This is a genomic window from Maritalea sp. S77, from assembly GCF_049801075.1.
In the GTDB taxonomy this organism is placed as follows: Bacteria; Pseudomonadota; Alphaproteobacteria; order Rhizobiales; family Devosiaceae; genus Maritalea.
The window spans coordinates 1,197,968-1,210,186 of record NZ_JBNAGG010000001.1; the positions used below are offsets into that span (position 1 = coordinate 1,197,968).

Sequence of the window (12,219 nt, forward strand, 5' to 3'; positions counted from 1 at the left end):
ACTTGTCCCCAGAATGATATTCGCGGGGCAAGGGCTGAATTTCAACGAATATAGCACCAAATCGCCATCGAAAAAGTTTTTGTAACATAAAAAAATCTTTACTCACGCCGCCAATCTTGTATCCTCACGCGATCTAGTAAGGTTGCGACAGAAGCGTCTAGGGGACAATGACGCCTTGTCTAAGACAACCATCCAGTGGGGCGCTTAATGCTACAATATCTTATCAAACGCATTTTGATGATGATCTTAACTTTGTTTTTGATCATCACGCTGACATTTTTCCTTATGCACGCCATTCCCGGCGGGCCATTCACGTCAGAAAAAATGTTGGCACCAGAAATCAAAGCGGCGTTGAATGCTAAATATGGCTTGGACCAGCCAATCTGGCAGCAATATCTGAATTATCTCAAAGGCATCCTGACCTTCGATTTGGGACCATCCTTCAAATATCCCGGCGTGCGGGTGAACGATTTGATCCGCGAAGGTTTGCCTGTCACCGCACAGACTGGCTTTTTGGCCATGTTGTGCGTTGTGGCTTTGGGCATTCCTTTGGGCATTGTCGCAGCGCTCAACCAAAACAAATGGCAAGACACAACCATTATGGCGATTGCCACAATGGGCGTAGCCATCCCGTCTTATGTTTTGGCAACCATCGCGCTTTATCTGTTTGCCTTGCAATGGCAATTGGTGCCGACCTTCGGGCTGGATAGTTGGCAGGGCTATATTTTGCCAGTGGCGGCCCTATCGGGGTTTTGGCTTTCCTTTATTGCGCGTTTGTCGCGCTCTTCACTTTTGGAAGTGTTGGGCCAAGACTATATGGTCACTGCGCGCGCCAAGGGCCTGCACCCTCAAACCATTTTGTTCAAGCACGGTATGCGCAATGCGCTGATCCCCATTGTGACCGTGTTGGGCCCTGTTGTGGCCAACTTGCTCACAGGCTCTTTTGTGATTGAACAGATTTTTGCCCTGCCGGGCATTGGACGCCACTTTGTGTTGTCCATTTCCAACCGAGACTACACCACCATTATGGGCATTACGATTTTCTATGCGGCGTTTTTGATGCTGATGATTCTGATTGTTGACCTTTTGTACATGGTGCTCGATCCACGCATTAAGCTTGGGGAGAAAGCACAATGACCGAGCAAAATATGACAATCTCAAAGGAAAAATGGGCGCCAGTTGATCAGGGCGGCCAAGATGCGGAATTTATCGCGGCGCCAAGCTTGACCTATTGGCAGGATGTGCGCCAACGCATGTGGCGCAACCGCCCTGCGATGGCCAGCCTTGCCTTTATCATCTTTTTGATTTTGGCCGCCATTTTTGGCCCGATGCTCACCCATCACACCTATTATGATCAGGATTTGAAGCTTTCAAATATTCCGCCGGTCTTTGAAGTGTATAAGGCAGAGCCGACAGATGGGCCCGCGCAATATGTGTTTCTCAATAGCGGCAACTTCAAACTGTATGAAGTGGCGGAGAATGGCGAAATTCTAGGCCTTGTGCGCGCCAAGCGCAAAGACTTGATGAAAAAGCAGCACATCTATGTGTTTGATGATGCGGAAGTGCGCGTAGATTATAGCTCATTGCCTGCGACCCTGGTGGATGGGGACGGCAATGCGGTTGAATCTATTGGCTATCGTTGGAACCAGACCAACTGGTTCGGTACGGATAGTTTGGGCCGCGATGTGCTAGTGCGCCAGCTTTATGGCGCGCGCATCTCGCTCACCGTTGCGTTTGTTGCGGCCATGGTAAACTTCTTTATCGGCGTTTTCTATGGCGGCATTGCCGGCTATTTCGGTGGCAATGTAGACAATGTGATGATGCGGATTGTCGAAATTATCGCGACCATCCCACTCACCCTGTATGTGATTTTGATGATGGTGGTTTTCCAATCCGGTTTTCTTTCGATCATCATCGCCATTGGCTCGGTGTTCTGGGTGGATATGGCGCGGATTGTGCGCGGACAAATGCTTTCGCTGAAAAATCAAGATTATGTGGCGGCGGCCAAAACCATGGGCGCCAGCACCAAGCGGATTTTGACACGCCATTTGTTGCCCAACACGATGGGACCGATTTTGGTGACCCTGACGCTGTTGATCCCAAGCGCGATTTTTATTGAAAGCTTTATGAGCTTTATCGGCTTGGGCGTGAGCGTGCCGATGGCCAGCTGGGGCACCTTGACCGCTGAAGCGGTGGAAACCCTGCGCGCCTATCCGCACCAATTGTTTTTCCCTGCAGCTGCAATTTCATTGACCATGTTTGCGTTTAACTTTTTGGGCGATGGATTGCGGGATGCACTTGATCCGAGGTTGCGCAAATGAGTTCAGCACCTTTATTGAAAGTCGATAATCTCACCACCCATTTCCACACCTCGCGTGGTGATGTGCAGGCGGTGCGCGGCGTTAGCTTTGACGTGAAGCCTGGCGAGATTTTGGGCATTGTGGGCGAAAGTGGCTCTGGCAAATCCATCACCTGTCTCTCCATTTTAGGCCTTCTAAAGGCCAATGGCGAAGTGGTGGATGGGTCCGCAGATTTTGAGGGCAAATTGCTCACCGGTCTGTCCGATAAAGATTTGCGTGCCATCCGCGGTGATGACATTGCGATGATTTTCCAAGACCCGATGACCAGTTTGAACCCGACCCTGACGGTGGGCGAGCAGTTGATCGAAACCATCGTGGCACACAAGCCTGTTTCACGCAGCGAAGCCCGCAAGCGGGCGCTTGAGCTGTTTGAATTGGTGAAAATTCCAAGTGCTGCAAGCCGTTTGGACAATTATCCGCACGAATTTTCTGGCGGCATGCGCCAGCGGGTGATGATCGCCATGGCCCTCACCTGCGACCCAAAATTGCTGATCGCGGACGAACCAACCACCGCGCTTGATGTGACCATTCAACGCCAGATTTTGCTGTTGCTGAAAGACCTTCAGGAAAAGCTGGGCATGGCCATCATTTTGATCACCCATGATTTGGGCGTGATCGCCGAAGTGGCTGACCGGATTTTGGTCATGTATGGCGGCATGGTGATGGAGACAGGCGACGTTTATGACGTGTTTGAAGCTCCCCAGCACCCTTATACGACGGGCCTGTTGGACTCGATCCCTGATGTGCGCAGCCACACCAAAGAGCGGCTAACACCGATCCCCGGTTCGCCGCCAGATATGTTGCGGCCGCCTGAGGGGTGCCCGTTCGCGCCGCGCTGTCCGCACGCGATACAGCAATGTTTGGAGGCGATGCCCCCGTTGTTTGAGCGTCCGAATGCGAAACCTACGGTGCACGAAGCGCGCTGCTGGCTGCACCATGAAGAGGCACCAAAGGCCTTGCAATCCATTTTCGACGCGCCGGAGGTCACCAATGGATAATCAGAAACATATGCGTGACGATGAAATTTTGATGCGCGTGCGCGACCTGAAAAAGCACTTTCAAGTTTCTGCTGGCTTTTTTGGTCAGAACCCAAAGTTTCTCAAGGCCGTTGACGGTGTTGATCTCGACATTCGTCGCGGCGAAACGCTGGGCCTTGTGGGCGAAAGCGGGTGCGGCAAAAGCACCCTCGCCCGTACGCTGATCCGGCTTTATAGCCCAACCGATGGCGTTATCGAGTTTAACGGCGCGGATTTGGCCAAGCTCAAAGAGAAGGATTTGGCCCCGCACCGTCGCGACATACAAATGATCTTCCAAGATCCTTATGCGTCGCTGAATGGCCGCATGAATGTGCGCGACTTAATTGCAGAACCTTTGGAAATTGCGGGCATCGGCAATGATGAAAGCCGCACGGCACGGGTGCATGAATTGCTTGAAGTGGTGGGATTGAACAAAGACCATGCCAACCGCTTCCCGCACGAATTTTCTGGCGGTCAACGCCAGCGGATCGGCATTGCCCGTGCCATTGCGCTCAACCCACAGCTTGTGATTTGCGATGAAGCGATTTCAGCGCTAGATGTGTCTATTCAAGCGCAAGTGGTGAACATGCTTGAGGATCTGCAAAAAGAGCTGGGCCTCACCTATTTGTTCATCACCCATGACCTTTCCATGGTGAAGCACATTTCTGATCGAATTGGTGTAATGTATTTGGGCAAATTGGTTGAAATTGCGCCCAACAATGCGCTTTATGACGATCCGAAACACCCTTATACCCGAGCGCTTCTGGCTTCCATTCCCATTGCGGACCCCGTGGAGGCGCGCAAGGACAATCAGGACCAAATGCAGGGCGAAATCCCAAGCCCGATCGACATGCCTTCGGGCTGTCGGTTCCGCAGCCGTTGCCCGCTGGCAACGGATTTGTGCGCGGCAGAAGAGCCTGAGTTAAAAGAATTGGCTGACAACCACAAAGTTGCCTGCCATTACGCCGAATAATCGGCACATTAAACCAAGGGCCAACTCAAAATGGCCCGAATGATAACAATGGGGATTTTCCCCAATGGAGGAGTGAGATGTTAAAAAAACTGATCCCTCTCATTGCAGCAACTTCATTGGCACTTGGTGGTGCAGCATATGCTGAATCTTCACTTGTCTATGTGGTCAACAATGAGTCTGACACGTTCGATCCAGGCACCACAAACGAAACATTTGCGGCGCCAATCATTGGCAACACATTTGAAGGCTTGGTGAAGTTTGCACCAGACGGCGCAATTGTGCCGGCCTTGGCTGAAAGCTGGGAAATCTCAGAAGATGGCCTGACATACACTTTCAAATTGCGTGAAGATGCAAAATGGTCAGACGGCAAGCCTGTAACCGCTGATGACTTCATTTATGCATGGACACGGGTTTTGACCCCTGCCAGCGGCGCGAAAAACTCTGCCCTTCTTTATCACATTGAAGGCGCACAAGAGTTTTATGAAGGTGCAGAAGCCAAGCCAAACATGAAGGCTGTTGACGAGCACACCGTTGAGTTCACTTTGAAGCAGCGCGTGCCTTATATGTTGCAGCTTGTGGCCTACTCAACATATTTCCCTGTTCGTCAGGATGTTGTGGAAGCTGACCCTGAAGGTTGGACACGTAGCCCAGACACATATATCGGCACCGGCCCATTCCGCGTGACTGAAATGAACTTGGGTGAAGGCTTTGTTTTCGAGAAAAATCCAAACTATTACGGTGCGGAAAATGTTAAACTCGACAAGCTGACCTTCCGTTTGATCCCACAGCAATCAACTGCTTTGGCTGCGATGGAAGCTGGCGATGTTGACGGCATCGAATCCGTACCAGCATCAGAAGTGCCTCGTTTGTCTGTTGAAAGCGATGCTTTCCTTGTGATCCCATCTTTGGGCACCACATACGCATTCTTCAACCCAGCGGCGAGCCCAATTGATGACGTGAAGGTGCGTAAAGCGCTTTCAATGGCCATCGATCGTCAAGAAATTGTTGAGTTCGTTTTGCAATCTGCTGACGTTCCAGCAACCGGCTTGGTGCCTTATGGCATGAACATTGCGGGCGAAGATTTCCGCGATGTAGCTGAAGATTATGGCTTGGGCGAAACAGCGAAAGTTGAAGAAGCTCAGAAGTTGTTGGCTGAAGCTGGCTATCCGAATGGCGAAGGTTTCCCTGAAACTGTGTTCATGACCTACTCTTCTCCTCCAATTCAAAAACTGCTCGAAGCTATTCAGCAAATGTGGAAAGAGAACCTCAACATCGACGTACAAATCGATGTGAGCGAGTGGAAAGTTTATTACCCAGAAGTGCAAAAGGTTGAGTACCAGATTGCGCAAATGGGTTGGGGCGCTGACTATCCGCACCCAATGACTTTCTTGGACAATTTTGTTTCAACAAGCCCGAACAACTTGGCCAAGTGGGCCAACGACAGCTATGACGCTGAAATCGTTGCTGCAAAAGCGGCTGTTGATCAGGCTGAATCATTGCAACATATGGCGAATGCGGAAGCGATCATGATGAATGATCACGTGATTTTGCCAATGTATCACCGCAATCTCTATATGATGATGGGCACACATGTGAACGGCTTCTGGCGTTCAACATTGGGTGTACCTTATTTTGCTGATGTAACAATCGCAGAATAAGTCATCTTCATTGATGCTTATTACAGAAGGCGGGGCGCTTAGCGCTCCGCCTTTTTGCATTTGGAGGTGCAATTATGCCGTTCATTTCTTTGATGCTAGCATCAAAAGTGAATTGATTCTTTTTGGAATAAGAGGCCTCTAGCCATGAACCGATCCGAACGTCGTCGTCAGGAAAAGATGGCAAAAAAACAGCAAGGCGTCGGCACTGGTCAGGGCCCAATTCAAGACATGTTGGCAAAAGGCATCGCCCATCATCAAAAAGGCGAGTTACCGCAAGCCGAGCAGCAATATAAAGCCATCTTGAACATTAATCCGCAGAATGGGGATGCCAATCATTTAATGGGTTTGTTGGCCAAGCAGGTCGGCAAGCCAGACATTGCCAAACAGTTTTTGGAAAAGGCGTTGCTTGCCAATCCAAATCATCCACATTTCCTCAATAATATGGGAGGCGTGCTGAAGGATTTGGGGGATTTGGAGGGTGCACGTACCCACCACATGTTGGCCGTTCAAGCTGATCCGAAATTTGCGCAAGCCTATAACAGTCTGGGACTAGTTGAGAAAGCGTTGGAAAATAATAACGCGGCCCAACAGGCGTTTGAAACCGCCATTGAACTACAACCGCAGTTCCCGGAAGCCCTAAGCAATTTAAGCAATCTGTTGGTCGACAAAGGTGACATCGAAAAAGGTCTTAAATACATCGAGTTTGCGATAAAGCTCGCACCAAAATTTCTGGACGCTCTATTTAATCGCGCACATGCATTGCAACGCCTCGACCGCATTGAAGACGCAAAGACGCAATATCTGGATTTACTTGAGAAGGCACCGCAGTTTGCCGCCGCACATCGGAATCTCGGATTGTTGCAGCGGGAAGAGGGGCATTTTGCTGATGCGGTGGCGCATCTGCAAAAGGCGGCCGAAATTGAACCAAACAATGCCGACCATTATTACAATCTCGGCCTCACGCTAGCCGATCTGGGCGAAAATTCAGAAGCTCTGGCTTGCTTTGAAGGTGCCTATACCCTTAATCCAGAACATGCCCACGCCTATAACGATCATGGCAATGTGTTGTTCAATATGGGCAGAAGCCGCGATGCGAGCAACAGCTATGCTAAAGCGATCGAATTGGCTCCAAACTCGGCTGGGATGCACAATAATGCAGGCAATGCATTTTTGCGTCGTGGGATGCTTGTGGAGGCGAAACAATCGTTAGCACGCGCCCTTGAGCTGCGCCCTGAATATGCTAGTGCGCACAACAATATGGGCATTCTGTATCAAGAATATGGTTCATTTTCTGCCGCTCAACAGCATTTTGAACAGGCCATTTTGGCAAATCCAAAATATTCCGAAGCCTATTCCAACATGTTGTTCACGATGAACTATGATCCGTGCAAAAGCGGCGAAGAGATTTTTGAGTGGTACAGGAAATATGATGCAACATTTGCTCAACCACTGAAAGATCAACGGTTACCACATGCCAACGTTAAGGAACCGGAAAAGCGGTTGCGTGTTGGATATGTGAGTTCGACACTCTACAAGCACGCTGCTGCCTATCACCTGCCGCCGCTGTTTGAACATGCGGACCATCAAAATTTTGAGATTTTTGCATATGCGGACATGGCGAAATCTGACGACTATACCGAACGATACAAAGCCAACAGTGACCATTGGATAAAAACCAACGCGTTAAGCGACTCTGCCTTAGCGAAGCGCATTCAGGCTGACGAAATCGATATCTTGGTGGATATTTCCGGCCATGCAAAAGGAAATCGGCTCCAGACCTTTGCTCGGCGCCCTGCTCCTGTATCTTTGCATTGGCTGGACTTCGGCTATACGACGGGGATGGATGCCATCGATTATTATGTGGGCGATGAGAATGTCACCCCCGAACGAGACGATCATTTATTTGGCGAGCGTGAAGTTTGGCGGCTGGACGGTCCTTCGGTGGTTTATCGACCGGGATCTGACATGGGCGAAGTCAGTCCCTTGCCAGCCAAGCAAAACGGCTTTGTGACCTTTTGTACTCTGTCGCGCTCTGTGCGATTGAATGAGAAAACTATCAAAGTGTGGGCCGACATCCTTAAGCGCGTTGATGGCTCAAAGTTGCGCCTGGATAGCCGCAATTATCAAGATCCTATGATGTGTGATCAGGTGGCGGAAAAGTTTGCCAAATTTGGCATTGAGCATGATCGCTTAATCATGGGTTTTAACAGCCCTCCTTGGGATGTATTGCGCGAAATTGACATCGCGCTTGATTGTTTCCCACACAATTCTGGCACAACCCTTTTTGAACATCTTTATATGGGCAACCCCTATGTCACGCTTTACAACCGCGCGAGTGTTGGCACATTGGGTGGCGCTATCTTACGCCACGCAGGATTTGGCGAATGGGTGGCGCAAACCGAAGATGAATATGTCGATATTGCCGTCAATCTAGCCCGTGATCTCGATAAACTGGCCGCCATTCGCAGTACTATGCGCAAAAAATTGGAAGCAAGCCCCGCAATGGATGAGCAGGCTTTCGTGAAGCGTATGGAAACGGCTTATCGGCAGATGTGGCACCGCTATTGTGAGACAGAGGCATGAAAGCTGTCATACTCGCCGGAGGACTCGGCACGCGCATTTCAGAAGAAACGCATTTGCGGCCGAAGCCAATGATTGAGATCGGCGGCATGCCTGTTTTATGGCATATTATGAAACTCTATTCCCATCACGGCATCAATGAGTTTGTCGTGTGTTGCGGCTATAAGGGCTACGTCATCAAAGAATATTTCGCCAATTACTTTTTACATAAATCCGACGTTACTTTTGACATCGCAAACAATGAAATGCATGTGCACGAACGTCACGCAGAACCGTGGAAGGTGACGCTTGTCGATACAGGTATCGACACCCTTACTGGCGGACGGTTGAAGCGCATCGGACACTATGTAGCAGACGATGAAGCCTTTTGCATGACTTATGGTGACGGTGTTGCCGATGTGAATATCAGCGAGCTTGTCGATTTCCATCGTGCGCATGGGCGGTTGGCCACCATCACCGCAGTGGCACCACCCGGGCGTTATGGTGCCTTGGAAACCGAAGGAAACGCCGTGACGGGGTTTAACGAAAAACCACGTGGGGATGGCGGTTCAATCAATGGCGGCTTTTTTGTTCTTTCGCCGCAATGTATTGATCTGATTGAAAATGATCAGACAAGTTGGGAAGAGCAGCCATTGGTAAAACTGGCAGAAGTCGATCAATTGCGCGCCTATAACCATGACGGGTTTTGGCAACCAATGGACACATTGCGGGATAAAAACAGATTGGAGCGCGCTTGGCAGTCCGGCATGGCACCGTGGAAAGTGTGGGACTAACATTTGATGACAGAGCCAAGGCTTGACCCTCATTTTTGGTCTGGAAAAAGAGTTTTGGTGACGGGCCACACTGGCTTTAAAGGCGCATGGCTTTGCCACTGGTTGCTGCGCCTTGGTGCACAAGTGAGCGGATTTTCGCTGCCACCTGTGAGCAATCCCAATCTATTTCATTTGCTCAATCTTGAAGGGCGCATGGCAAGCCATCTGGGCGACTTGAGACATATTGATCAAGTGGAACACATTATCCGCTCTGTTCAACCAGATATCGTTTTGCATTTGGCCGCGCAGGCTCTTGTTCGTCCGTCATATGAAGACCCGCTTTCAACATTCGAAAGCAATGTTATGGGCACCACACATTTGTTGGAGGCCTTGCGCATTTCGCACCTGCCGGAAGTCTGCCTTGTCGCAACGACAGACAAAGTCTATCGAAACTTGGAACAGGGGAAGCCCTTTAGGGAGGATGATCCGTTGGGCGGTCATGATCCTTATAGTGCGAGCAAGGCGGCTACTGAAATTGTAATATCGTCCTACCGCCAGAGTTTTTTTGAGCACACCAAATCCAAATTGATCAGCGTGCGGGCCGGCAATGCGATTGGCGGCGGCGACTGGTCGGTCGACCGCATCATCCCAGATGCTATTAGAGCATGGACACAAGGCGACGTTTTGGCAGTGCGTCGACCAAATGCGATACGGCCATGGCAGCACGTGTTGGAACCGTTACTTGGCTATCTCTTCTTGTGCCAAAGCGCCAACCAAACACGCCATGCAAGCTACAATATTGGTCCGTCTGTTCATGATATGATGACGGTTGGCGAACTGATTCAAAACGCTCAAGCAATGTTCGGCTGCGGCGAAGTGGAATTTAGCGCCAATGAAAATGGGCCGCACGAAGCTGGCTTGTTGCAGCTTGATGTTGGGCGTATTGATGAAGAATTTGGCCTGCAACCGCAATTGACCAGTCAACAGGCGCTTCGCTATACGATCGGCTGGTATAAGGCGTTTTACGACAACAAAGATGCGATAAACCTTTGTGATCAAGATATTGATGCCTTTTTGGGGGCCACATGAAATTTGAGGTCGTCGACACACAGATCGAAGGCGTGAAAATATTGGAACGCCAGCTTGTTGGCGATCTACGCGGAAGTTTTTCCCGGCTATTTTGCTTTGAACAACTTCATGCTTTGGGATGGGATAAGCCCGTCGCGCAAACAAACCTCTCCCAAAACCACGGCGCGGGTACTTTGCGGGGGCTGCATCTGCAATTGCCACCCCACGCCGAGATGAAGTTTGTGCAGGTGCTGGAAGGCTATGTATTGGATGTCGCGGTTGATTTGCGAAGAGGGTCTGCTACATATGGAGATCATATTGCTGCGGAGCTTAGCGCCGAAAACCGCCGCGGCTTGCTGATACCAGATGGATGTGCCCATGGTTTTCAAGTGGTGAGCGAAGAAGCCACCCTGCTCTACCATCATTCAGCGGCCTACCATCCCGAGAGCGAGAGCGGTGTCCGATTTGACGATTGTGATTTGAATATCAATTGGCCGCTGCCGCCAATAAACCTCTCAGCCCGCGATGTGGAATTGCCCTCGTTTGCCAGCTTTGGTGATGGGGTGGACCTATGAAATGCCGCCACTGTCAAACAGAACTGCAACATGATCTGATTGATCTTGGCGAAATGCCACCCTCAAACGCGTATCTCAGCGAAACTGATTTGAAGCGAGCGGAGGCCACATTCCCATTGAAAGTGAAGGTTTGCCATAAGTGCTTTTTGGTTCAAACCGAGGATTTCACGCGGGCAGATGCCCTTTTCACACCGGACTATGCATATTTTTCATCAGTTTCAAAAAGCTGGTTGAAACATGCGGCTGCGTTTTCGAAAAATGCCATAGATCGTTTTGACTTGAATTCGGAAAGTTTTGTTGTCGAATTGGCATCGAACGATGGCTATTTGCTTCGGAACTTTATTGCGGCAAACATCCCTTGCCTGGGTGTGGAGCCAACTGCAGCCACGGCAGACGCTGCAGAAGAATTGGGCATTCCCCAATGCCGCGAATTCTTCGGCTTGGACATCAGTGAAAAAATCAAATCCCAATATGGCGGCGCCGATTTGATCGTTGGCAATAATGTTTTGGCCCATGTGCCGGATATCAATGACTTTGTCGCGGGCGCAGCTCACTTGCTCAAGCCTCGTGGCACGATCAGTTTCGAATTTCCGCACCTTTTAAATTTGCTGCGCGATTTTCAGTTCGATACCATCTATCATGAGCATTTTTCCTATCTGTCGTTAATCGCGGTGCATTCGATCGCCGCACACGCAAAATTAAAAGTCATTGATGTGGCACAACTGTCCACACATGGCGGCAGCCTACGCGTTCTTCTTACCCATTCTGATGACCCGCGCGCACCCTCGGGGAATGTGGACGCCATATTGCAGGCGGAGTTGGACGCAGAGTTAAAAGGCATGACAGCCTATTCAAAGCTACAAATGGAAGCATCAAGGATTAGGCAAGAGCTGGTTCTGTTTTTGAGCAATGCCAAAAGTATGGGGCAAAAAGTGGTAGGCTATGGCGCCGCCGCGAAGGGCAACACGCTTTTGAACTTCGCTGGCGTTACACCGGACCTGCTGCCTATGATTGCAGACGCCGCACCGTCCAAACAGGGGAAATATATGCCCGGCAGCCGCATTCCCATCACATCCCCGGAAAAGCTAATTGAAGAACAACCCGATGCGGTTTTGATCTTACCGTGGAATATCGCGTCAGAAATCATGGAATCGCTGAAACCCCAATTGCACCGCAAAACCAAGTTTGTTTGGGCAATTCCGAAGCTGAATATAGCAGAATAGAAATTTTACGTTAC

At 50.1% G+C, this 12,219-nt stretch carries 10 protein-coding genes; all 10 read left to right on the plus strand.

Features of this window, described 5'->3' with window-relative positions; all coding sequences use genetic code 11:
- Positions 1-207 precede the first annotated feature (207 nt).
- Positions 208-1,137, plus strand: a complete 930-nt coding sequence (locus ACP15Y_RS05745; protein ID WP_424982040.1) for an ABC transporter permease — start codon at positions 208-210, stop codon at positions 1,135-1,137.
- The gene (locus ACP15Y_RS05750; RefSeq protein WP_424982041.1) at positions 1,134-2,321 is read left to right on the plus strand and encodes an ABC transporter permease; all 1,188 of its coding nucleotides are present in this window, start codon (positions 1,134-1,136) and stop codon (positions 2,319-2,321) included. Before ACP15Y_RS05745 ends, ACP15Y_RS05750 begins: the two co-directional genes overlap by 4 nt.
- Positions 2,318-3,358 carry an ABC transporter ATP-binding protein gene (locus ACP15Y_RS05755; protein ID WP_424982042.1) on the plus strand — a complete coding sequence of 347 codons (1,041 nt, stop codon included), beginning with the start codon at positions 2,318-2,320 and terminating at the stop codon, positions 3,356-3,358. Before ACP15Y_RS05750 ends, ACP15Y_RS05755 begins: the two co-directional genes overlap by 4 nt.
- Entirely contained in the window at positions 3,351-4,349 is a 999-nt protein-coding gene (locus ACP15Y_RS05760) for an ABC transporter ATP-binding protein (protein WP_424982043.1), read from the plus strand. The genes ACP15Y_RS05755 and ACP15Y_RS05760 overlap by 8 nt, the downstream gene beginning before the upstream one ends.
- 77 nt (positions 4,350-4,426) lie before the next feature.
- Positions 4,427-6,007: a peptide ABC transporter substrate-binding protein gene (locus tag ACP15Y_RS05765; protein ID WP_424982044.1), complete on the plus strand. Its 1,581-nt coding sequence runs from the start codon at positions 4,427-4,429 to the stop codon at positions 6,005-6,007.
- A 144-nt stretch (positions 6,008-6,151) separates the two neighbouring features.
- Positions 6,152-8,590, plus strand: a complete 2,439-nt coding sequence (locus tag ACP15Y_RS05770) for a tetratricopeptide repeat protein (protein ID WP_424982045.1) — start codon at positions 6,152-6,154, stop codon at positions 8,588-8,590.
- Positions 8,587-9,360, plus strand: a complete 774-nt coding sequence (gene rfbF / locus ACP15Y_RS05775) for a glucose-1-phosphate cytidylyltransferase (protein WP_424982046.1) — start codon at positions 8,587-8,589, stop codon at positions 9,358-9,360. The genes ACP15Y_RS05770 and rfbF overlap by 4 nt, the downstream gene beginning before the upstream one ends.
- A 6-nt stretch (positions 9,361-9,366) precedes the next feature.
- The gene (gene rfbG / locus ACP15Y_RS05780; protein WP_424982047.1) at positions 9,367-10,428 is read left to right on the plus strand and encodes a CDP-glucose 4,6-dehydratase; all 1,062 of its coding nucleotides are present in this window, start codon (positions 9,367-9,369) and stop codon (positions 10,426-10,428) included.
- Positions 10,425-10,982, plus strand: coding sequence for a dTDP-4-dehydrorhamnose 3,5-epimerase (gene rfbC, locus ACP15Y_RS05785; protein WP_424982048.1), 558 nt, complete (start codon positions 10,425-10,427; stop codon positions 10,980-10,982). The genes rfbG and rfbC overlap by 4 nt, the downstream gene beginning before the upstream one ends.
- Positions 10,979-12,205, plus strand: a complete 1,227-nt coding sequence (locus ACP15Y_RS05790) for a methyltransferase domain-containing protein (RefSeq protein WP_424982049.1) — start codon at positions 10,979-10,981, stop codon at positions 12,203-12,205. The genes rfbC and ACP15Y_RS05790 overlap by 4 nt, the downstream gene beginning before the upstream one ends.
- Positions 12,206-12,219 lie beyond the last annotated feature (14 nt).